The following is a 21,990-nucleotide window of genomic DNA, read 5'->3' as shown; positions in this document are numbered from 1 at the left end:
GCCGATCTACTTTACTGTTCGTCATCGCCCGCCCCGTCTACGTCGTCTACTGGCTGGCGACGCGGTCACGATCGAACGGTGCACTGAGGACAGCGCACTCGCCGTCATCCAGGAGCGATACGCCCGCGGCGAACTCCCGGACGGGGAATCCGAACGGCGGTGCGAACAGCGGGAACGTACCGATCCCTTCGAGTTCGGGCTCACGGTGAGCGCTTCGGAACCCTACAGTTAAGTTCACCAATAGAGTACCATATTGTATGGTATACACAATACAACTGTCTGTGTCCGGTGATTTCGACCGGGTCGTCGAGACAACGATCGACGCTCTCAAAGACGAAGGGTTCGGCGTCCTCTGCGACATCGACGTGCAGGCGACGCTCAAGGAGAAACTCGGCGAGGAGTTTCGACAGTACCGCATCCTCGGTGCGTGCAATCCGACGCTCGCACACGAGGGTCTGAGCGAGGAAGTCGAACTCGGCGCACTCCTCCCCTGCAACGTCATCGTCTACGAAACCGACGACGGCGAGGTCATGGTGAGCGCGGTCGACCCGCAACAGCTCGTCGGCATCGCCAACAACGAGGCACTCGACGAGGTCGCGAACGAAGTCCACGACCGATTCGAACGCGTCCTCGCCAGCGTCGCTGACGCATTCGAACCCACCTCGGAGGCCTGATATCGATGTCGTCCTCGAATCAACTCGACACTACGACGATCGTCCTCCTCGTCCTGGGGGCGATCGTCGTCCTGCCGATGCTCACAATGGGGATGGGGTTCGGCGGAATGGGCTACGGAACGACCAGCTGGTGGTGGCCACTCGTCGGGATGCTCGTCCAGCTGGTCTTCCTCCTCGTTCTGCTGGGAGGGGGATATCTCGTCTTCCGCCAGGTGACACGGTCGAAATCGTCTCAGAATCCCGCGATGGAGGAGTTACGCACGGCGTACGCTCGTGGAGACCTCACCGACGAAGAGTTCGAAGCTCGGCGAGACAAACTCGAACGCTCGGAATGAAGTAACCACGACAGGGGGCGTCTAATCGAGCCCCAAGTACGCGATTGACACAGTCACACTGGGGACATCTGCCGGAGGATCTCGTCGACGCCGAACGCTGCGGCCGCCCCAGCGTTCGGCTGGTGACAGACATGCGTAGAAGATGCAACGCCATACGACTGGCTGATCCCCGTACAGTGAGGGTTCACCGATGAAACGGCCGTTAGTGATCGTGGCCCGCCATCACACCATCGGCTGCCCGGTGGCGTCTTCGTCTGGACGCTCCTCGAAGGTCTCCTTGCAGGTCTGTGAGCAGAAGTAGTGCGTCTCGTCGTCTGTCGCCGGCGGCTCGCTGTCGTCGGTCCGCATCCCACAGACGGGGTCTCGGTACTGGCCGGGCGGACCGAGACCACGGCGAGGCGTACACCAGAAAGCCGGAGAGCGCGAACGCGATGAGGGAGATAGAACCCCTCACGGCGACTGTGGCCGTTCGGAACGCGCCACACTCCTCGGGGGTCCAAAACACGTCCTTCGGAGGGTTGTTTAACACAGGGCGGCTATCAGGGGATGGTGTTAACAACTGCGCGCCCATCAGCCGGGATAGGATGGGACTCCTGAGTACACTCCGCAGAGCCGTCGGGGACGATTCGTCGACTCTGTGGGAGTGCCGAAACTGTGGGGAGACGCTTTCAGAAGACTCCGATGAGTGTCCGAGCTGCGGTGCTGAGGATGTCGCCTGCTACGAGTTCTGAAGCGGATCGCGGCCTCTCATCGCCTGCCGATTCGGTTAGAGTGGAAGTCCATGGTGAAAGCCCACGGCTTTAGTCGTGGGTTGACTTCCGACTGTACTTCTCTTCGAACTCACCGATGAGCTGCCCCATTTTGGCGTACCAGTCATTGAGCGTCCGCTGCATCTCGGTCGTGATCTCCTCAGCATCACGCGGATGGTAGACGTGGTAGTAGCCGCCCTGCTCGTAGTTCACTTGTTCCTTCTGGATGAAGCCAGCTTGGAGAAGACGCTGGACGCCACGATAGGCGGTTGATCGCTCACGGTCGACCTGTTCTGCGATTTCGTCGACGGTGAGTGGCTCCTGTTGAGCTTGAAGCAACTGGAAGATGTCCTTATCGATCTCTTTGAGGTCGTGGAAACACTCCAGCAACCCCTCGCACTGCATATCTTTTCGGAGCATCTCGCTCATTGAGTCAGCCATTACCAGCGGAACGTAGGAGATATGGCCTCAAAAGTATTTGTATAGTTAGCACAATACTATCCCGGTCTATGATGTGGTGAGTCGACACAAAGTTCCGGTCTCGTCGTTCCGGAGTCGGCAGACTGCAGCGAGGACGACAGCGCTACTGACGAGTAGCGCGGCCCCGAAGATGAGCACGGTACTCACCGTGTTGAGCTGGTCGATCCCGTAGACCGTGCCAAGCTTGTTCGACGCGACCGCCACGCTCCCGGCCAGCAACATCGCCGCGAAGTACCCCTTAATCTCGTCTTCATCGACGAGATTCGTCGCCCACGCACCGATGCGTGCCCCGAGGGCGCTTCCAACGAGCAGGAAGACGACGACCGGGACTGCGACCGACCCGGATTGTGCGTACGTGAACGCGCCGAACGCGCCCGAAATCGTGATTTGGAGGATATCCGTCCCGACGGCGATAGCGGCAGGGACGCCGAGCCCGTACATCATCGCGGGCATCAGGAGGAATCCACCGCCGACGCCGAGGAACCCCGAGAGGATGCCGATGACGAGCCCAACAGCGAAGATGAGCGTCCCCGAGACGCGAATACCGCCACGTAACGTCACCATCGGTGGGATGTGGATTGACTGAACCCGGTCTGCGAGGTCGCCACTGGCTTCGGTGTCCTCATCATCCGTCCATGCGTCGCGCAGCGTGAGCAGGCCGACAGCGGCGAGAAGCCCGACGTAGGCGACGTTGATGATGAGGTCGGCCAACCCGGTGGCTTCGAGGAAGAACACGACGCTCTTCCCGCCCTCGATTCCGAGGGTCATCGCTATCGTCATGATCACCGCGAGTTTGTAGTCAACCTGTCCGTGATCCCGGTGGCGGAGCGCACCAATAACGCTCGTCCCGAAGACGAACGCGAGTCCGCTCCCAACGGCGACCGTTGACGGATACCCCATCACCAGCAGCGCGGGCGTCACGAGGAACGATCCACCCATGCCGAAGAACCCGAAGAGGGTCCCGATGAGCAGCCCGAAGCCGACGAACACCGCGAGCATCACGAGGCTCATGCCGAAGATGGCCATCTTCAGGCACCCCCGATCGCGTCGACCACGGCCGGTCCGACTGTGTTACTGAGCGCACCGTACCCAACGTACAGGACGATGGCCTCCGCAAGGACGAGTCCCACGGTGGCTACCGCCTGCGTTGAACTACTCAAGCTCTCAAGTCCGAACATGGGACCGACTCTCTGCTATCTTGCTTTGAATTTCCATCATTATACAATATTACTGGCCAGCCTCGATCCTGTAAGCGTGTGGGACAGGGATTAGCTGCCTCCTGTATCGCCGCCCCGGAACGAGCGAGCGTATCCCTGGACGTACGCACCGAGGAACATGCCCGCAATCGCCCAGAGGATGGGGTAGTTGCCGACGCCGAAGCTTGCGTAGGCCGCGCCGGGGCAGATCCCGGAGAGACCCCAGCCGACGCCGAAGATGGCCCCCCCAATGACGACGTTGTGGTCGAACTCTTTCACCCGCCGCGTGTACTCACTAGCGGTGAGCGGCGCGCGGTCCAGATAGCGCGTCGCGACGGTGAAGGTGATCCCCGTGACGATGGCGGCGCCTCCCATCACGAACAGGAGGCCGAAGTCCTCGAGCTGGAGGAAGTCCAAGACGACCTCCGGGCGGGCCATCCCACTGATGGCCAGTCCCAGTCCGAAGATCAGCCCCCCGATGTAAATGACGGGGAGGACCAGCGGACTGCGGGCGGTGTCACTCATGGAGCCACCCCCAGTGCCTGCACGAGTTGGGCGGTTCCGATCGCGAACGCCAGGAACGTCACGACATTAACCAACGAGGTGTTCGACAGCGAGCCGACCCCACAGACGCCGTGGCCCGACGTACAGCCTTTCCCGAGACGTGTGCCGATGCCGACGAGGACGCCGCCGCCGAGCAGGCGCCACCACTGAACGTCAGTCGTCCAGATGGTCGGATCGGGTGCGAGGGCGAGCCCCCAGATGGCCGCACCACTGACGATGCCGAGCGTAAACACGACTCGCCAGCCGCGCGATTGGACGTACTTGAACCGGTTGAATCGGTCGACGGTAGAGACATACGAGAGTGTCGACTCGAGGAACGTGCTCGCGCCCGCGATGATCCCGGTTGCGAGATAGATGACCGCCGCGCCGAGCCCGACGAGCAACCCGCCGAGGAGATACGGCAGTATCCCGCGCGGGAAGTGGTCGCTCACTGCGAGCAGCGGGACGAGTGACGCCATCGTTAGTTAGTCAGTGCCTCTTCGCTGGCGGCGCAGTTGTTCGGCCCGAGCTCGAGTTCGAACGCCGCTTCGTCGTCAGGAGCCTGCTGGCCGAGGTTGGCCGCGATAATGCCCTCGTAGTTTGCCGGCTGCGGCGGCGTGTCGGCGACGATGAAGTCGACGAACTCGTCTTCGTCCATGGCGAGCGCGTCCATCCGGTCGATCAGGTCGCCGAGTTCCGCGGTGTAGGTGCCATCGGCGTTCGGCGTCGCCGAGTCACTGACATGCGCCGGCGCGACGATCGTATCCTCCGGGAGCGTCAGGACCTGCTCCTGGAGGCTCTCATAGAGCGTCCGGGCTGCATCCTTCGCCGCCTCGGGATCCTCGAGATCGGGTCGTGCAACGCTCTCGGTGAGGAGACCGTCGCCCGTGAACAGGACGTTGCCCACTTTGTACGCGGTCATACCGGTCGTATGCCCGGGCGTGGAAATGACCTCGATTTCGACATCACCAACGGCGAGGGTGTCCCCATCAGTGACCGTCTCGCAAGATCGCTCGTACTCGACGCCACGCTGGGTAGCTGCCTTCGGAAGGACTGCCGTCGCCTCGGTCCTGGTGGCGAGACCACGAATGCCAGAGATGTGGTCGGCGTGGACGTGTGTGTCGAGGGCGTACGTGAGGTCGGCGCCCAGAGTTCGCGTGTCCTGGACGTACTCGTCAGTAAACGCGCGAAGCGGATCAATGACCGCGGCCTCGCCGTCAGAAACGATGAGATACGCGAGGCACCCGCTGGACGGCCGCCGGTACTGGGCGATCGTTGCGTCGACGTCACCAGAATGCTTTGCGTTCCGGTTGGCTAACGAACCGCTTCCCGATTCGTGAACGTCAACGTCGAGCTCCTGGTACTCGTAGATACGTGCCCAGCCGTTCATACCGCGTGCGAGGTGATCGACATCGTATCCGTCTTCATCGAGGTACTCAGCGACGAGCTCACTCGACCCGCCCTTCGCACAGAGGACCGTACTGCGCTGGTCGTCAGGCAGCTCCGAATGAAGGTCCTCAGGAATGCCATCGAGTAACTCGAAGTACGGGTAGTTCACGATTGTGACGTTCTCGGCTTCGATGTGCCACTCTTCGAAGTCCCCCTCCGAGCGTACGTCGAGGATGAACACGTCCTCGCCGCTGTCGATTCGCTGCTTCAGTTCGGTTGGCGTCGTCGATTCGACCGTTTCGTCCGGATCGGCATCTTCCCCTTTGGTCATCGTCACTCTCGTCTATCTACTGCTGCCAAATAAGCCTTTGTATAGTAGTTCATATTATACACAACACTATATCGCGATATTCTGCTAATTAGGCCCCAAAAAGGAGTTTTGGAGGGATGTCTAAAAGGGTATTGTACTTAGGTAGAACTACTACCGGCACGCTTTTCTAAGACCGGGCAGTATTGGGTAATGAAGCCAAGACCATGATACAGTACGATGCCACTGAGACTCTCGACGTAAAGGGCGAACACTGTCCAATGCCGGTCGTCAAGACGAAGCAGAACATCGACCAGCTCGCTGAAGGCGCGATCCTCGAGGTTCTCGCGACCGATCCCGGAAGTATGAGTGACCTCGGCGGCTGGGCCGATACAACCGATGGCGTCGAGATCGTCGACCAGCAGGAGGGCGACGACGTGTACAGACACTACGTGCGCAAGACCGAGTGATCATGAGTACCGACACGCCTGACGCGTCATCCGAGGCACCCTCGCGTGCAGCGCTGGCCGCGCGCGTTGACGCACTCGAGGATGCGCTCGCCGAGGACGACACCAAGAAGATGAGCATCATCGCCACGAAGGGGACGCTCGACATGGCGTACCCGCCACTCATCCTCGCGAGCACGGCCGCCGCGTTCGGTTACGAGGTGACCGTCTTCCATACGTTCTGGGGGCTCGACATCCTCCACGAAGAACGCTCGCAGAACCTGAAGCTGAGTTCGGTGGGCAACCCCAACATGCCAGTCCCGAATGCCGTCGGCGCCTCTCCCCGGAATGGACCGCGTGACGACGAAGCTGATGGAGAACAAGATCGATGACAGCGACACGGCCACGATCGAGGAACTCATCGATACGTCCCTCGATATGGGCGTCGAATTCCAGGCCTGTCAGATGACGATCAACCTGATGGGCTACGACGAGAACGACTTCTACGACGGTGTGACGACAGGTGTGGGTGCTGCCACGGCCATCCAGGATATGGCTGACGCCGATATTCAGCTCCTCATCTAAGTGGGGTCGCTACATCTCACTCTGCACTCTGGGAATCAGCAGATAGAGAAACTTCTCGTGGCAAGTCGGGGATCGCGAGATCAGTACGACGTAGCAACTGCGCGTTGATCGCGACGATAACCGTACTCAGCGACATCAGGAGCGCACCGACAGCGGGCGACAGCAGAATCCCGATCGGCGCAAGGACGCCCGCTGCAAGCGGGAGTGCGAAGACGTTGTATCCGGCTGCCCAGACGATATTCTCCTGCATCTTCCGGTAGCTCGCCTTGCTCAGCTTCACGAGCCGAACCACGTCCAACGGGTTGTTCTGGACGAGGATGACGTCGGCCGACTGCACGGCGACGTCGGTACCGCTTCCGATAGCGATGCCGACGTCGGCCCGCGTCAGCGCCGGCGCGTCGTTCACGCCGTCGCCGACCATCCCCACGAGCTTGCCCTGGTCCTGGAGTTCCTGCACTTTCTCGTCCTTGTCTTCGGGGAGGACCTCCGCGAACACGGTGTCGATGCCCAGTTCGACGGCAACGGCGTCGGCGACGTCCTGAGAGTCGCCAGTCAGCATCGCTACTTCGATGCCCAGGTCGTGGAGGGCGTCGACGACGCGGAAACTCTCCTCGCGAATCACGTCGGCCATCGCGAAGGCGGCGATCAACTCTCCGTCGCGGCTCGCGGCTTCGCCGCTCGCACCGTCCGAGGACTCGCTCCGCTCGCCCTCGCGGACGAGATACACCACGGTCTGGGCGTTCTGACCAGCTTCATCAGCGAAGCGCTGGAGATGATCGGGAACCTCCCTATCGAGCTGGGTCAACAGGTTCGGCCCACCGACGTACACCTCGGTTCCACTGTCGGACGCGTCCGCCGAGCCTCCGTCGACGCCGGAGACATCGACGGTCGCGCGGACGCCTCGGCCCTTGATCGCCTCGAAGCCGGACGCGTCAGGAACGGGTAGGTCTCGCTCGTTGGCGGCCTCGCGGATCGCTCGCGCGATCATGTGTTCGGAGTCGCTCTCGACGGCCGCCGCCAGCGCGAGCGCGTCGGCCTCGCTCACGCCGTCGACGGTCGCCATGTCGACGACGCCGTGCTCGCCCTCGGTGAGCGTCCCCGTCTTGTCGAAGATGATGGCGTCCAGATTCCGCGCGTCCTCCATCGCGATCCGGTCGCGAACGAGCATCCCGTTCCGCGCGGCGAGCGACGTGTTGATCGCGACGACCAGCGGGATGGCGAGTCCGAGCGCGTGCGGGCAGGCGATGACGAGCACCGTGACGACGCGCTCGATGACGGTCGCATCGAACGAGACCGCGAGCGTCCACGCGATTGCTGTCACGACCGCCGCCCCGAGGGCGACATAGAACAGCCAGCCGGCCGCGCGGTCGGCCAGCACCTGTGTCTTGGATTTACTCTGCTGGGCTTCCTCGACGAGGCGCATGATGCCCGCAAGCGTCGTCTCCTCGCCGGTCGAACCGACACGCACGCGGAGACTCCCGTCGCCGTTGATGGTGCCGCCGATGACCTCGTCTCCGGGTTCTTTCGAGACCGGTTTCGACTCCCCCGTGATCATCGACTCGTCGATGTCCGAATCGCCCTCCTCGACGACGCCGTCGGCCGGGATACTCGCGCCCGGTCGGACGAGGACGAGATCGTCCTCGGAGAGTTCGCTCACCGGGACTTCCTCGGTCTCTCCATCGTCAGTAATCCGCTCGGCGGTATCGGGCATCAGCTTCGCCAGTTCGTCGACCGCGCTCGAGGCACGCCGCACGGATCGCATCTCGATCCAGTGCCCCAACAGCATAATGTCGATCAGCGTGACGAGCTCCCAGAAGAATGCCGACTGCGTGGGAAAGACCACGCTCGCGAGACTGTAGACGAACGCGACCGAGACGGCCATCGAGATCAGCGTCATCATCCCCGGCGACCGGTCTTTCAGCTCCGGCACCGCCATCCGGAGGAACGGAATCCCACCGTACGCGAAGACGATCACTGCGAAGACGGGATTGATCCACTCGCTCCCCGGGAACGCTGGGACGGAGAACCCGAGCCACTCCTGTAACATCTCGCTGTACAGCAGGACGGGAATCGACAGGAGCGTCGAGACGAAGAAGCGCCGGCGGAACAGCTGCTCGTGGCCTTCGTGCATCCCGCCATGACCCTCGCCGTGTCCCTCGTGAGTGCCGTGGCCGTGCCCTCCGCCCTCGTGTCCAGCGGGCTCGTGCTGCTCGTGGACCTCCCTCTCACTCTCCGCAGCAGGGTGAACCTCTTCCTCCAGTAGCTCCTGTTCTACCCGTTGCTCGTCAGATTCGGCGACCGCTTCATCGTGCTCGCCGTGCTGGTGACTGCTGTCGTCTTGGTGGTGTTCCCCTCCCTGGGGATTCTCATTTGTCTCGTTGTGGTCGACCATAGATCATATGCTCTGTAGAGGTGGATCCGCCGGCCTCCTGAATCTTCGCCCCCGAAACTGTCCAGCAGGACCAGCGTCGGCAAGCTTCAAAGACAGGTTGCCGTTGTCTCGAAGCGGTCCGTGCTATCCTCGGGCCTGAGCAGTATACCCCGCGTCTGCGACGGCCTCCACGAGAGCTGTGACATCTGTTTCACCATCGACGCTCGCCTGTTCGCTCTCACTGTCGACGGTCACGTCAGTCACGCCTGAGACCTCTTGAAGCGCCTCTTCGACCGTCTGCTCACAGTGACCGCACGACATTCCCTCTACGGTGATGGTCGTCGTCATACAGGAATACATACGGTCTCCTCTCTTTAGCGGATTTCCCCTTCGATCATGTTGATACACCACAGGGGAAACTTTGAATTCGAAGTTTCATCTACAGCCGTAACGAAACCGTCCCCCGGTTCTCCAACTGTCGACACCAAGGATGTTCAGCTGGGATTTGAGGACCTTCAGATGTCCGTCAGTGGTCGTGTCCCTCCATCACCATCGGATGCCCGGTGGCGTATTCGCCGGGGTCCTCCTCGAAGGTCTCCTTGCAGGTCTGCGAGCAGAAGTAGTACGTTTCGCCGTCGTGCGTCGCCGATGGCTCGCTGTCGTCGGTCCGCATCCCACAGACAGGATCCCGGTACTGACCGGGTGCACCGAGGCCGCGGCGGTAGACGTACACCAGAAAGCCGGAGAGCGCGAACGCGATGAGGTTGAGGTAGAACGTGTAGTTGAGCTCGAAGTACGTCTGCTCGGTCGCCGTCTCCCCGCCGGCCAGATCCGGAACGATGCCGAAGGCGTCGAACAGCAGTTCCATGAGGAAGCCAGTGAACGCCATCGTGACGAAGAAGACGCCGAGGATGTACAGCATGATCTTCCAGCCGTAGTACTTTCGGTAGACGTTCAACACGGGAACCGTGATGAGGTCGGCGTAGACGAAGGCGATGACGCCGGCGAAGCTGATCCCCCCGCCCCAGAGGGCGACGGCGAAGGGAACGTTGCCCATGCTGCCGACGAAGCTGATGACGGCGATGGCGACGCCCATGATGGCGTTCTCGGCGGTCACGAGCAGGCCATCGCCCTGGATGAACAGGGCGTTCCACACCCACTGCGGGACGAAGACGATGACGAACCCCGAGATGAGGAAGCCAGCGATGATGTCCTTCCAGATCATCGACCACTCCTTGCGGAACTGGTTCCCGACCTTGTACCAGCCTCCCCACGACCGCAACTCCTCGCGCCACCCGCCGCGGCTGGACATCTCCTGGCGGTAGGTCTCCATACAGCCCTCCGAGCAGAACTTCAGCGTCTCGCCGCCGTCGGCCGTGAGCGTGTACTCGTCTTTGCCTTCCATCCCGCAGGTGGGGTCCTCGGCGACGCCCGCTCTACGGTCGCGCTCGTTGAGCGTCTCCCGAACCTCGTCGAAGAGGTTCTCGGGGAGCGTGAGGTGGACGATGACCGCCATGACGGCGATGAGGATGAGGCCGCCGAGCAGTTCCGCGACGAGGAACTCCCAGCCGAGGAGGATGAGGATCATCAGTCCGAGTTCGACGATGAGGTTCGTCGACGCGAACATGAACGCGAGGAAGTTCACCGCGTGGGCGCCCTTCTTGAACAAGCCCTTTCCGATGGCGACGGCCCCGAAACTGCACCCGCTGCTCGCCGCGCCGAACGCCGTCGCCTTGGCGAGACCGTTCAGATCACCATCGCCCAGAACCTGAGCCATTTGCTCCTTGGAGACGTAGACCTGGACCAGACTCGTGACCGTGAGACCCATGATGATCGCCCACGCCGCCGTCCAGAGGAATCCGACGCCGATGCGGAGTGCTTCGAACACGCCGCCCAGTATCGTTGCCTGCATAGGTGTACCATCGTAGGGATCGTCTATTGCAGTTGCCCCTAGGATAATCCGCTTCGGCGACACCTCTACTGCGGATTCAAAGATTGAACCCCTTGGCTAGCTATGGTTCTAAGGCACAATCGCATTAACCCAGGATCACGTACCTGACACTAGGGACGGCCTCTCGGAGGAAACAGACATGCCTCAACACACGGACGACACACGACTCGTAACGATTCTACTCATCGTCATCGGTGCGTTCATCATCTCCCCGATGTTCTTCATGGGCTTCGGGATGATGGGTTTCGGCCCGATGATGGGCGGTATGTGGGGCGGTGGAATGTGGGGCGACGGAACGATGCCTGGCTGGATGTTCGTCGTCGGTATCGTGATGCAGCTCCTGTTTCTTGCTACCCTCGTCGCCGGCGGCTACCTCCTCTACAGCGCGGTCGCTGGCAGCGAGCGCGACTCCGACCGGGCGCTCGAAGAGCTCCGGCTCGCCTACGCCCGTGGCGAACTGACCGACGAGGAGTACGAACAGCGGCGAGAGGCGCTCGAACGCGACGCGGAATCACGATGAGGCGGATCTGATGGGTGTCGGCGGCGTGCGATCTCCGTCGCAGAGTCCGTTCGTCACGCAGAAGGATGGGCGCTGCAGGATTTGAACCACGGTCGCTCGCTGCACTCGCTCCCTGATTCAAATCCTTCGCGGTTCCATTGCTGCCGCTCACGGGGTTGTTCGCGGCAGCAAGTGGGCGCTGCAGGCCCTGGTCATTGAGCGTGACTACCCTTCATTTTGGCCGCCTCAGGCGCTGTAGTAGATGGTTCGGGATAGGCAGTAACCGGGACTCGTGGGATTCGCTTGACTCGAAACGACCAACCATGGATCTCGAACCAATCGATCCCGAGACCGCGCTCGAACTGTACCTGAAAGACAAGCAGAACGAACTGGCTGAGGCCTCACTCAAAGGGAAGAAGTACCGGCTCCAGCACTTCGTCCGCTGGTGTCACGAGAAGGGCATCGAGAACCTCAACACCCTCACGGGTCGCCAGCTGCACGAGTACCGACTCTGGCGGCGTGACGACGGCGACCTGAACAAGGTCAGTGAGAAGACGCAGATGGACACCCTGCGAGTGTTCGTTCGGTGGCTGGAAGCCGTCGACGGCGTCGAACAGGATCTCAGCCAGAAAGTGCTGTCCCCGGCGATCACCCCGGACGAGAACTCCCGGGACGTGATGATGGACAGCGACCAGGCCTCGTCGGTTCTCTCGCACATGGAGAAATACGAGTACGCCGAACCGCAGCACGTCGCACTCACGTTGATGTGGCACACGATGATGCGAGTCGGCGGCGTCCACGCGATAGACGTCGATGACTACAACTCAGAAGAACAGTACGTGAAAATCCGGCATCGCCCCGATACCGGCACCCCGATCAAGAACAAGGGCGATGGTGAGCGACTCGTTGCACTCTCAGACGACATCTGCGATCTCCTCGACGACTGGCTGGACAACAAGCGACCCAACGTAACCGACGAATACGACCGAGAGCCGTTACTGGCCTCTCGGCAAGGTCGCCTGCAGAAGACGACACTCCGCACCTACGTGTACCGATGGACGCGTCCGTGCACGTACGGCGAAGAGTGCCCTCATGACCGCGATCCGGAAACCTGTGAGGGCACCGTCCAGCACGCGGCCTCGAAGTGCCCATCGAGCGTCAGCCCACACGCCATCCGGCGCGGAAGCATCACGCACAGCCTCAATAACGATATGCCGGATAAGGTCGTCAGCGACCGCGCGAACGTCAGTCCGAGAGTGATCGAACAGCACTACGACCGCCGCACGGAACAGGAGAAGATGGAACAGCGGAGGGACTACCTCGATAATCTGTAGACAATATTCACGCAATACGCCCGTTGAGGTTAGGATCGCTCGTCGATCAACCCGAACCCATTTTTGAACTGAGCCAGACTATCATATTTCAATAGCCGGAGATACGAGAAGAGTCGCATGTACATCGGTGTCGATGGATGTCCGGACGGGTGGATTACAGTTCAATTCAACGAGGGCGGCTACGAATCCTCTTGTCTATACAAGGATATCGAAGAGCTCTGGCAGGAATACGGCGAGACGGCGGAGAGGATCTTGATCGATGTGCCAATCGGTCTTCGGGAGAACTCCAACGCGAAGCGCCCGTGCGACGATGCAGCTCGTGGGAAACTTCGTCCGGAGCGTCACTCCAGCGTGTTTCCCGTTCCAGTGCGGGCTGCTGTTCACGAGGAAAGTTACGAGGACGCAAAAGAGACGCAGGAAGACCGCACTGATGGAAGTCTCGGCGTTCAGTCGTGGGGTATCGCCGATAAGATTGCCGAACTGGATACCTTCCTCCGCAAGACAGAGCCGGATGCCGTTGGAACGATCCGTGAATCCCACCCTGAAGTCTGCTTTTGGGCGCTGAACGGGGAATCCTCCACGGAGTACTCGAAAACGGGCCAACCGGCTGCGGCGTTCTGGGAACGAATCGAGATACTCGAAGCCATCGACGGTTCTATCGTTGATGCCGTCCGCGATGTTACGACCGACCTCGATGCTGAGGTCGGTAATGATGACGTCATCGATGCGTTCGCGTTAGCGCTTACTGCCAGTCCAAAGACCGGCCCGCTTCACACTCTTCCTGACGAGGGATTAGAGAGGGATCAGGGCGATCCGACCGGTGATCTCCCGATGGAGATGGTATACGCGTATCCGTAGATCGGCTTTGAGATGTCGAATAAAGGAATCTACCTGATTTCGCCATCTACCTACCCCCACCGCGAGGCCAAACCGTTTTGCTGTTTCTCGAACCACTTGCGGTCATTCATGCCCTCGGAACAGCCACGAACACCCGAAGTCGAGGTCTCAGAAGATAGCGACTCTGGATTCAAAGTGAATATCTACGATGGTGAGTACCTGATCCAGGTTCGACCGGGCAAGAACGGGTATCAACTCAGTTTGGCATCGAAAACGGGGATGGGGGATGCGGCGTTTCTCCGAACGTATGGACGGGAGGAACGGTTCCGTGAATTGCTCGAAACAAAATTCGAGGCTATCGATTCGGATGCAGTATTCGAAGTTCTGGAAGAACATTTTGATGAAGAGGAGTATCGGATTGTAAATCTCAAGGAGAGCGTCAAGACATTCCACGGGCGTGGGGCAGATCTCTTCGTGGAGACAGGGGAGACGATCCCGACGTTGACCGATGATCGAGACTATCGGGACGACCAGTGGTCAAAGGACAAGACCTATCGAATCAGGATATGGCCAGCCAACGATCTGTGGGTCGAGGTCGTAGACGCCGATAATGGAGAACAGGTCGCTGACTATTGGCCAAACAGTCTTCTCGAAAACATCCGGAACGAAGAGAAGGACGACCACGACCGAGAGCGTGGTCCGACCTCTGTACCAGGTGTCCACGCACCCATAGGGTCACCAAGATTGGATAACGCACCTGTTGTGCACACTCACATCGACTGTACCCACTTAGAACAGCTTGAGAACACGCAATTCAATCCAGCGGGTGAGACACCTCCCAAAGTACCCGCCGGTGAATTCGGTAAGTTACCGCTTCGCTGGTGTTCTACATGCCGATATCGGGAGCCCACGCCTGATGAGATCCGTCAACAGTATAGACCCTGATCCGCGTGATCTCCTCAGCAGAACTAGCGATTAGTCGTGATTGAAACCCGAGTTGGGATCATCGTCGGCGTTCCGGAACTCGTCCTCGAAACGTTCGCGTTCTTCAGTGTCGTCCGGGAGGTCGTAATGGAGCTTCTGAACCCGCGGTGAGACATCGCACCGCTGCTCAATACCCTCCGCTGAGACGCCCCTATTCTTCTGATCGGTGATATACCCGCTCCGGATGTGGTGCGGGGCTCGACTACTGGGACACTTGAAGGCGGAGTTGTTCTTCTGCGCTGCTTCGCAGTCCTCGGGATCGCGGTCGTGTGGACAGTCTAAACCTACCGCGCACGGTCGAGTCCACTTGTAGGCGATCTTCTGTAGCGTCGACGGACTCATTCTCCCGTCACCTTTGGTGAGCAATGGTTCTCTCCCCTCCTCGTCAGTCGCGGGCGGTCTCTGATCATTGAGATAATCCTGAATGATCTCTGGAACATCACCGTAGAGGGTTATCTCCCGTTCGCTACTCTCGTCATTCTTGAGCGGTGTTGTTTCGTCGGTTTCGTACTGGAGAATCCGCTCCTCGTAGGCGAAGTCAGGCACATCACGGCCGATCAATCCACCTTTCCGAGGACCTGACTGACACAGTAACTCCATCGAGACATGCTCTACATCGGCGTACTCGTATTTCCGAAGGTAGTCCAGCGATGCTTTCGCTATCTCCGGGTCAAGCTTCTTCTCGTCGACACCTTCTCCCCCAGCATAGTCTATTTCCGGGATTTTGACGGACTTCTCGAAGCGAACCGGAGCCATCCGATGTTCGATCAGATACTGAATGAACTCGCGGAAGAGGTACATATCGTCGCTAAGCGTCGTGTCCGCTAATGGTTCGTCCCGCGGCAAGGACTCGTACTTCCGCCATTTATCGTATTGCTCAACGTCCTCACTCGTGAGGTCCTCGGTCGATTCGATGAGCGCCTCGTCTTTGAGGTACGTCTGGAGGTAGTCTAGTTTCCGCCTGTACTGTCCTGTTGATTCGACTTCTTCCAATTTCTTTTCACGGAACTCATCCAAGACCGCCTCCATGGGGCGGGACTTCAGTGATAACTCGGGAAATGAGTCCGCCATGTGGTCCACGACTGTGGACGCAATTTGTTCGAGTAATTCCTCTGGAGGATCACCCGAGAGGTGTTGTTTGAGGAACTCTACGTCGTCGAGATGGTCGGGCATTGGTTGGGATTGTTAGTTTGGAGTTTCGTGGTGGGCGCGTCTCACTTGAAATCGTCAAGTGAGCTGTCGAAGTCGGTGCGCGTGCTGTACTGTGTGTGGGCGTCGTCCGGTAGGATTCGACGGATGTGTTGCCTGAATAGGATGCGTCTGTACCGTCTCCGTTTCTCAGGAGTGAGGTAGAAATCCCGGACGGCTTTGGCATCGGTTGCGCCCTGCTCCTCGGCGATTTCACCCGCGGTTTCCAACAAGTCTGACTCTGCATCCGCCAAGATGTTGTAGTAGAAGGCTCGGCCGTGCTTCGGAGTACCCGCTTTACCGTCAACTTTCACGCCAGCTTTCCGGCACAAGTCTTTGAACCGCCGACGCATCTGTTTAGGGCTCAAGAACGACCGGTTCGGTGCGTCACTCGGGAAGAGGTACCCATTCCAGTTTGGTCGCTGTGCCCGTTCGTCGAGCAAGTTAGCGAGTGCATCGAGGCCGAACATGAGGGAAACTTGACCCTGTCCGTTCTTTCGGTCAGGTTCCTCGAATTCGATGTATGAATCGTGTACGTCGAGCGTGATCTGGTCCACATGGACGGCGGGGAGTTCCTTCGTGCGAACACCCCAGACGCAGTACCCAATTATCAGCATTCGCTCTTCGTCCGTCTCGGCGACGACCCACAGTCTCCGAATCTGGTCAGGCGTCAGAGGCGTCGAGTCAGACTGCCAGTCCCACCGGAACTCATCTTCAATGTTCTCCATCGGATCGTAGGCAATGCGGTCGGATCGGTCGAGCCACTCGAAGAATCGATGTGCAGCGCGCACGTGATGGTGGGTCGAATCGTCCGAGGTCAGCTCCTCTCGGAGGCTCTTGACGACCTCCTTGAAGGATTCGTAGACATCGGTCTTACGTCCGGGGTCGTTTGCTATGGCGAGGATTCTGTCATCGTCGTATTCGTTTGCGAACCGACGGAGAACCTCGTTGATCCGCGCACGCTGTGTCCGCGTCGTGGAGGGTCTCCAACCGCGACACTCGATGCGATCATCGAGGTATGCGTTAGCCCGTTCGATGGTAGCGACGTCGTCGATGCTCCATTCGTACTCTTCCGATCCGCCTGCTGAGGTGAGTAGAATGAAGAATTCGGGCGTTCCCATATCGTGTTTCTCACGGAGTACCCACCGGAGGTGCGAGTAGCCGTTATCGGTCAGCCATCGCACTGCCGGGTAATCCCGTGGTGATTGTTGGTGATCTGTTCTCCATTCTTCGAGGAGTTCTTCCCCGATTTCCTGAAGGGTAGCCAGATCGTGGCTCCAGTCACGATACCCTTCGGGTTCGTTTGAGTTGTCTTCTGGCCTGTTCGCCATATCTCCCCATTACGGTGGTGGTAAAATATCTCTTGTCAACATACAAATATGTATCTCGTGGGGATTTGTGGACGATCAAAATATGTATCACCGGCAAATTTTTAATACCAGCCCAAGAGGGCGGCGGTCGCACACCCAGTACTCACAGACCTCATAATTGCCCCTACGATCATCCCGAACGATAATCTCCAAACTCTGACACAATTGCACATGGCTGTGTTGAATTCTATGACACGAAACTGTCCGAGTCGCTCCACAAACAACTCCAGGGGTGGTGCGAACTGCACGGGATCGGGTCGATAGAAACAGGGGCAGTACAGAGAACTGTTGCGCGACACGCCGTCCTGAGTGTTCTTCTAAAAGCGACGGTGTACGAGTGGTACCGGTGTCGCGGCGTTGTTCCACCACTCTCCGATTCGGTACAACAGGCGTTTCACAACGCACGGAAGCAGACAATGGACAGAGCGTTCGATCAGTTCGTTCTTGACCACGTCGCGGAACTGGCTGATGAGGACCTCCTGGAAGCTACGTTGGCTCACCGGGATCGATTGCTCTTCACACCCCAGCCAACGGAAGAGATTGGGAAGCTCTACGCGGAGCTGACACCGAGTGAGTATCGACAGTCACTCGGGCAGTTTCGGACACCGCCGGAAATTGCAGTGACGATGAAGTCCTGGGCAAACCGCGATGTCGACCACCTTCTCGACCCTGGAATGGGAGCCGGCGTACTATCCAGCACGTTTCACCCGCGCTGGAGTCTGAACACTGACCCCACGCACGTCGACGGGATCGAACGTAGCCCCCTCGCACGGCTCATGGGCGCGACAGCACTCACGTTGGGTGGACAGCTGAATACGCCGCGAACACACGACTTCCTCACTCTTGATCCAGACGAACTGCAACACGACATCGGCGGGATCGTGTGTAACCCCCCATACACGAGCGGGGACGCGCTCCCGAAAGAGTACAAAGAACAGATCAACGCCGACATAGAGCAATCGACAGGAATCGACGTCAGTGCGCGGTCACCACTCTACACGTACTTCATGTACCACAGTCGGTCGTTCCTATCTTCGGGCGACCGTGCAGCGTTCCTCACGCCGGATAGTTCCCTCACGACGGCCTACGGCGACTCACTCAAACAGTTCCTACTTGACGAGTTTTCCATCACCGCGCTCGTTCAGTTCGACCCAAAAGGCGAGTCGGTCTTCGAGGACGCCCAAGTCACCGCACTCGTTTCCTTCTTAGAAGCAAGTTCTGGTGGTAACGAGGGGGTGACGCGCTTTATTCGCGTGGACGAGTCCATCGATTCGAGTACGCTTCGTAACGCAGTGCAGAATGGGGAGCAGGGTGAGACTGAGTGGGGATTCATCAATCACGTGCCGCAAGCGGATCTCGTACCCGGGCAAAACTGGGCAGCACTATTCGATCCCTGCGACGTAGATACAAGCGAGCTGACTGAGCTCGGCGAGTTCGTCACGATCCACCGCGGGAAGTCCACCGGCGATGTGACCTTTTTCTGCCTGACCCAGGACGAAGTCGACGAGTCCGGAATCTCTGAGAAACACTTGTCTCAACTCATTCGCCAACCAAAGCTCGTCCAGGGGTACGATTTCCGTGGAGAGGATTGGGAGAAATTACAGGCTGCTGGTGAGGAGGTGTGGCTACTAGACCCAGACAAACTACCAGGAGTCCAGAAGTCACGGGAGGACTTCGAGAAGCAAGTGCTATTCAACGCTGACTCGCTCCCAAGGAACAGCAACGGCGAGGTGCCGAACGTCGTTTCGTATCTACAGGATAGCGTCTACCGGACCAATCCGCTCGGAGCGAACGTAATCGAGAACCGCCCGTACTGGTATCGCCCCCGTCGACAAGCCTCGCCTCGGTTCTTGGTGCAAGACGCCGGTCGAGACGGCTTCACGTTCATCCTCAACGAGACAACGGCGAGAAACATCAACAACTTCCGTGGATTCTACGACGTGTCCCTTGATGAAACTGAGCTGAAAGCGTTGCTCGCATACCTGAATAGCAACATCGGACAGCAGGTGATCCAAGCACAGACACAACCGCAGCAAGGCGGCTACGAGAAACTCAGTATTAACGCGCTCAACGAACTCCCCGTTATCGATCCGACATCGCTCAAAGAACCTATCGTGGCGACTCTAGCCGACCTATTCGACGAGTTGTGCGAAACTGCCAGAGAAAATGGCGATTGTGAATCGGTGTTAGAGCGTCTCAACAGTCTGCTCCAGCAAGTGATCTGATGCCTAGTCTGTTTTTCAGCCGAAGATTCGCTCTTTGAGCTACGTGACTCCGTACTGTGACTTCAACGACTCATACTCGGTAGGATTCGGAAGCACTGTGTCGCCACCACTCCGCTTCTCGACTCCGTCCTTGAGAAACGCATAGAGGTCCGAGACTGTGGATTCCAAACCGTACCATGTTGCGGTATTGCGTAGCTCTTCCTCGTCGATTTGTACGTGCTCGATGAGGAGGAGCGCGTAGCTCACTCGCCTCGACCCAGTGTCGTTCACGAGACTGTGACAGACAACTTGGGCAGGAGTGAGGGGCTCGTCCGGTGCGTACCAAAACGCCGGTTCACCTGCCAAGAAGAACTGCAGGTCGAATGCGGCGAACCGCGCAAGTCCAGTCATCTCCCACTCGTCAGCGGCTTCGAGAGCCGCGGTATCGTCTTTGGTGTGGACGTGGACGAGTGCCCGCTCGGGATCGAACCACTCGACTGTGGCACTTGGCGCGAGACGCCGGACACGGGTGCGGTGCTCGTGCAGGATAACAGCTTCTGCGAAGTCGTGTAACGGTTGTAGGCCGGGGACGAACGCATATTCCGGCCCGGATGGGGCGAGCATCGCGCGATGTTTCAACGGGTCCAACGCGTGGTGGACCGCCTGTCGAGTGATGTCAAGTCGATCTGCGATTGTCGTTGCGCGTCGAGGTCCATCCAGAAACCAGCAAATGCGTACTGTTGCCGGTGAGAGCAAATCGGCCCACTCGACGTGCCCCAGTTTAGAGACCAGGCCTCGGTACGCTTCGATCACGGGGTGGCCAGTAACGCGTAGAAGCCGCTGATTGTGGTGCTCCCTGGACTCGCCAATGAGCCCTTTGGTGCGTAACTCGTTGGCCGTTCGGTAGATCTGCGAAGTGCTGAGTCCAGTTTCGTCTGCGAGCTCGTGCACGGTCGCTTCACGCCCATCGTGAAGGGCGTCGATGAGTTCGAGTCCCGCGTTTGTAAGCACTGCTGTAAAATAGAATAGTGAATCAGTAATAAGTGTTATCGGAAATGAGTTTACGATATCCTGTTCCAATCAGTCACTGGTCGAACAGGCGGTGATGGTTTTCGAGCCACTCGATCTCGTGGTACGTCACGTCATCCTGGATGTCGTATTCTAACGGGAGCGGGTTCGAGGGGCGATTCGTGTAGGTGAGGTTAATTTCGATACAGGGTCCATGATCTGAGACGCAATCAAATCCTTCGTCACTGGGAGTTACGACGCTGAACCACCGGATTTGGAACCCGAAGTGGTCGCAAACATCTCTGACGACTGCCGCATCACAATATGGCGTATGAACCCACAACTCGCCGCCAGCGTACGCCTGATCCTTGACGCACCAAACTTCATCGAGTGACCGAAGGAATTCCGCTGCGCGGTTGTAGTGCGCCTCAGTCAGGCGTTCCCACCAGTAGTATCGCTCGACCTGATCGACGAGCAACTGGAGGCAGTCGCTACACACATCGTACTCAGAGTCACCAAGCGAGACATCGTGGAGTTCGGCATAGTGCGTGGTGTTGCACGCATCGCACGCCAGGATGGAGCTTGTCTCCCGACACGAAGAACAGTCGGTAGGGTCAATCGGTTGAGGAGGCGCGTCGCTACACTCTGTCTGTTCAGACTTGCCTGCGTCAGTATTCTCGGTCATTGGTCTCTAACCGAGAACCATCAGTCACGTCTGTGACTGGGTTCCCGGCTAGAGCCGGACCGACGGTAGACCAACCATCTGCAGTATTAGACAGCAGTTTGCTGTAAATAGTTTCTGTGCGCTCCAGCAGTGACCTCTAACAATATACTTGGCGCAGGACTTCATGACCTCCTTGTCTGTGGTTACCACACCCTGACTAACTTTAATACAGTTGCCACGATATCCCGTAATTGACGTCCGAAACAAATCTCGAAAACGGAGAATTTCGCTACATGGTCGATACTCGCTTCAAACCGCGGCGTGCTCGTTCTCGCTTAGCCGCGGGTCGCGTGTTCGGCGAGTATCTACAAGACCAGGGTGCGAAGAGTTCGGCCGAGAATCGCTGGGTTTGCGTCGCTATCGAACGCGAAAGTGCGACGCAGTCCGGCGATCTCCGGACACTCTCACCCGCATAACCCGGCTCCCACGCGGACTACCCGTCAGGGGCTGGGGAACACGGGATTGCCGCCTGCTTTCGCCTAGGACTCGCTCCGCTCACCGCGGCACGCGAGTACGGCGACTGAAGCTCGCGGCAGTTTGGTCTGCGTTCGTTCCTGACAGTGGAACGAACGAGCGATTCAGTACGCGCTGAGCGTACGAGGAGTCGCTAGCACACATCTCCGCAGCGTTAGCTGCGGCTACGTCGAGCCCCGGAGTCTCCGTTGGCGAGGGACGCCGGACTTTGAATCCGGAGGTCGCCGGTTCGATTCCGGCCGGGGCGACATGCCGACGTGGTGTAATCCGGCGAGCATACGGTCCTGTCACGGCCGTGATCCGGGTTCAAATCCCGGCGTCGGCGTGGATGCGTGGCGTGGC

At 59.0% G+C, this 21,990-nt stretch carries 22 protein-coding genes, 2 tRNA genes and 2 pseudogenes; 11 read left to right on the top strand and 15 right to left on the bottom strand.

Going from position 1 to position 21,990, the window contains the following annotated elements; genetic code table 11:
• Positions 1-46: 46 nt before the first annotated feature.
• Positions 47-238, bottom strand: a complete 192-nt coding sequence (locus MXB53_RS09465; RefSeq protein ID WP_248897119.1) for a hypothetical protein — start codon at positions 236-238, stop codon at positions 47-49.
• 19 nt (positions 239-257) lie between these two features.
• Between MXB53_RS09465 and MXB53_RS09460 the strand changes: the two genes are divergently transcribed.
• Positions 258-674 carry a DUF302 domain-containing protein gene (locus tag MXB53_RS09460; protein ID WP_248897118.1) on the top strand — a complete coding sequence of 139 codons (417 nt, stop codon included), beginning with the start codon at positions 258-260 and terminating at the stop codon, positions 672-674.
• A gap of 5 nt (positions 675-679) precedes the next feature.
• Positions 680-1,009, top strand: a complete 330-nt coding sequence (locus MXB53_RS09455) for an SHOCT domain-containing protein (protein WP_248897117.1) — start codon at positions 680-682, stop codon at positions 1,007-1,009.
• A 222-nt stretch (positions 1,010-1,231) separates the two neighbouring features.
• On the opposite strand, the pseudogene MXB53_RS15810 reads toward MXB53_RS09455, so the two are convergent.
• The 7 genes and pseudogenes from MXB53_RS15810 to MXB53_RS09425 form a co-directional block, all read right to left on the bottom strand.
• Positions 1,232-1,451, bottom strand: a pseudogene (locus tag MXB53_RS15810) (permease); the annotation flags it as partial.
• A gap of 358 nt (positions 1,452-1,809) precedes the next feature.
• Positions 1,810-2,199: a helix-turn-helix domain-containing protein gene (locus MXB53_RS09445; RefSeq protein ID WP_248897115.1), complete on the bottom strand. Its 390-nt coding sequence runs from the start codon at positions 2,197-2,199 to the stop codon at positions 1,810-1,812.
• A gap of 66 nt (positions 2,200-2,265) precedes the next feature.
• Positions 2,266-3,264, bottom strand: coding sequence for a sulfite exporter TauE/SafE family protein (locus MXB53_RS09440; protein ID WP_248897114.1), 999 nt, complete (start codon positions 3,262-3,264; stop codon positions 2,266-2,268).
• Between the two features lie 2 nt (positions 3,265-3,266).
• Positions 3,267-3,416, bottom strand: coding sequence for a DUF7512 family protein (locus MXB53_RS15955; protein ID WP_425601201.1), 150 nt, complete (start codon positions 3,414-3,416; stop codon positions 3,267-3,269).
• 90 nt (positions 3,417-3,506) lie between these two features.
• On the bottom strand, positions 3,507-3,959 hold the full coding sequence (locus tag MXB53_RS09435; RefSeq protein ID WP_248897113.1) for a DUF6691 family protein: 453 nt from the start codon (positions 3,957-3,959) through the stop codon (positions 3,507-3,509).
• Positions 3,956-4,456 (bottom strand): YeeE/YedE family protein, encoded by a 501-nt coding sequence (locus MXB53_RS09430; RefSeq protein ID WP_248897112.1) that lies wholly within the window; start codon positions 4,454-4,456, stop codon positions 3,956-3,958. The genes MXB53_RS09435 and MXB53_RS09430 overlap by 4 nt, the downstream gene beginning before the upstream one ends.
• A gap of 2 nt (positions 4,457-4,458) precedes the next feature.
• Complete coding sequence (locus MXB53_RS09425) at positions 4,459-5,697, bottom strand: MBL fold metallo-hydrolase (protein ID WP_248897111.1); 1,239 nt, start codon at positions 5,695-5,697, stop codon at positions 4,459-4,461.
• A gap of 203 nt (positions 5,698-5,900) precedes the next feature.
• Here MXB53_RS09425 and MXB53_RS09420 point away from each other — a divergent pair, with 203 nt between their 5' ends.
• Both MXB53_RS09420 and MXB53_RS09415 read left to right on the top strand, forming a co-directional pair.
• Positions 5,901-6,143, top strand: coding sequence for a sulfurtransferase TusA family protein (locus MXB53_RS09420; RefSeq protein WP_248897110.1), 243 nt, complete (start codon positions 5,901-5,903; stop codon positions 6,141-6,143).
• A gap of 2 nt (positions 6,144-6,145) precedes the next feature.
• Positions 6,146-6,704: pseudogene (locus tag MXB53_RS09415) on the top strand (DsrE/DsrF/DrsH-like family protein).
• Between the two features lie 16 nt (positions 6,705-6,720).
• Here the strand turns inward: MXB53_RS09415 and MXB53_RS09410 are convergent.
• From MXB53_RS09410 to MXB53_RS09400, 3 genes are all read right to left on the bottom strand, one after another.
• Entirely contained in the window at positions 6,721-9,096 is a 2,376-nt protein-coding gene (locus MXB53_RS09410; protein ID WP_248897109.1) for a heavy metal translocating P-type ATPase, read from the bottom strand.
• 123 nt (positions 9,097-9,219) lie between these two features.
• Positions 9,220-9,423, bottom strand: coding sequence for a heavy-metal-associated domain-containing protein (locus tag MXB53_RS09405; protein WP_248897108.1), 204 nt, complete (start codon positions 9,421-9,423; stop codon positions 9,220-9,222).
• Between the two features lie 178 nt (positions 9,424-9,601).
• Positions 9,602-10,987 (bottom strand): permease, encoded by a 1,386-nt coding sequence (locus tag MXB53_RS09400; protein ID WP_248897107.1) that lies wholly within the window; start codon positions 10,985-10,987, stop codon positions 9,602-9,604.
• A gap of 178 nt (positions 10,988-11,165) precedes the next feature.
• Between MXB53_RS09400 and MXB53_RS09395 the strand changes: the two genes are divergently transcribed.
• From MXB53_RS09395 to MXB53_RS09380, 4 genes are all read left to right on the top strand, one after another.
• On the top strand, positions 11,166-11,546 hold the full coding sequence (locus MXB53_RS09395; RefSeq protein ID WP_248897106.1) for an SHOCT domain-containing protein: 381 nt from the start codon (positions 11,166-11,168) through the stop codon (positions 11,544-11,546).
• A gap of 302 nt (positions 11,547-11,848) precedes the next feature.
• Entirely contained in the window at positions 11,849-12,859 is a 1,011-nt protein-coding gene (locus MXB53_RS09390) for a tyrosine-type recombinase/integrase (RefSeq protein WP_248897105.1), read from the top strand.
• Between the two features lie 117 nt (positions 12,860-12,976).
• The gene (locus MXB53_RS09385; RefSeq protein WP_248897104.1) at positions 12,977-13,717 is read left to right on the top strand and encodes a DUF429 domain-containing protein; all 741 of its coding nucleotides are present in this window, start codon (positions 12,977-12,979) and stop codon (positions 13,715-13,717) included.
• Between the two features lie 108 nt (positions 13,718-13,825).
• Complete coding sequence (locus MXB53_RS09380; protein ID WP_248897103.1) at positions 13,826-14,641, top strand: Rossmann-fold NAD(P)-binding domain-containing protein; 816 nt, start codon at positions 13,826-13,828, stop codon at positions 14,639-14,641.
• Between the two features lie 30 nt (positions 14,642-14,671).
• Here MXB53_RS09380 and MXB53_RS09375 read toward each other — a convergent pair whose 3' ends face one another.
• Positions 14,672-15,853: a hypothetical protein gene (locus MXB53_RS09375; protein ID WP_248897102.1), complete on the bottom strand. Its 1,182-nt coding sequence runs from the start codon at positions 15,851-15,853 to the stop codon at positions 14,672-14,674.
• Positions 15,854-15,894: 41 nt separating this feature from the next.
• The gene (locus MXB53_RS09370) at positions 15,895-17,199 is read right to left on the bottom strand and encodes a hypothetical protein (RefSeq protein ID WP_248897101.1); all 1,305 of its coding nucleotides are present in this window, start codon (positions 17,197-17,199) and stop codon (positions 15,895-15,897) included.
• 455 nt (positions 17,200-17,654) lie between these two features.
• Between MXB53_RS09370 and MXB53_RS09365 the strand changes: the two genes are divergently transcribed.
• Positions 17,655-19,463, top strand: coding sequence for an Eco57I restriction-modification methylase domain-containing protein (locus MXB53_RS09365; protein ID WP_248897100.1), 1,809 nt, complete (start codon positions 17,655-17,657; stop codon positions 19,461-19,463).
• 39 nt (positions 19,464-19,502) lie between these two features.
• On the opposite strand, the gene MXB53_RS09360 is transcribed toward MXB53_RS09365, so the two are convergent.
• On the bottom strand, positions 19,503-20,453 hold the full coding sequence (locus MXB53_RS09360; protein WP_248898095.1) for a winged helix-turn-helix domain-containing protein: 951 nt from the start codon (positions 20,451-20,453) through the stop codon (positions 19,503-19,505).
• Between the two features lie 73 nt (positions 20,454-20,526).
• Positions 20,527-21,135, bottom strand: coding sequence for a hypothetical protein (locus MXB53_RS09355; protein ID WP_248897099.1), 609 nt, complete (start codon positions 21,133-21,135; stop codon positions 20,527-20,529).
• A gap of 685 nt (positions 21,136-21,820) precedes the next feature.
• Here MXB53_RS09355 and MXB53_RS09350 point away from each other — a divergent pair.
• Positions 21,821-21,896: transfer RNA gene (locus MXB53_RS09350), tRNA-Gln, on the top strand.
• 3 nt (positions 21,897-21,899) lie between these two features.
• A tRNA-Asp gene (locus MXB53_RS09345) sits at positions 21,900-21,973 on the top strand.
• Positions 21,974-21,990 lie beyond the last annotated feature (17 nt).

Origin of the sequence: Haloplanus sp. XH21, assembly GCF_023276355.1 — an archaeon.
GTDB classification, from domain to species: domain Archaea; phylum Halobacteriota; class Halobacteria; order Halobacteriales; family Haloferacaceae; genus Haloplanus; species Haloplanus halobius.
This window is presented reverse-complemented; position numbering and strand designations above follow the sequence as displayed.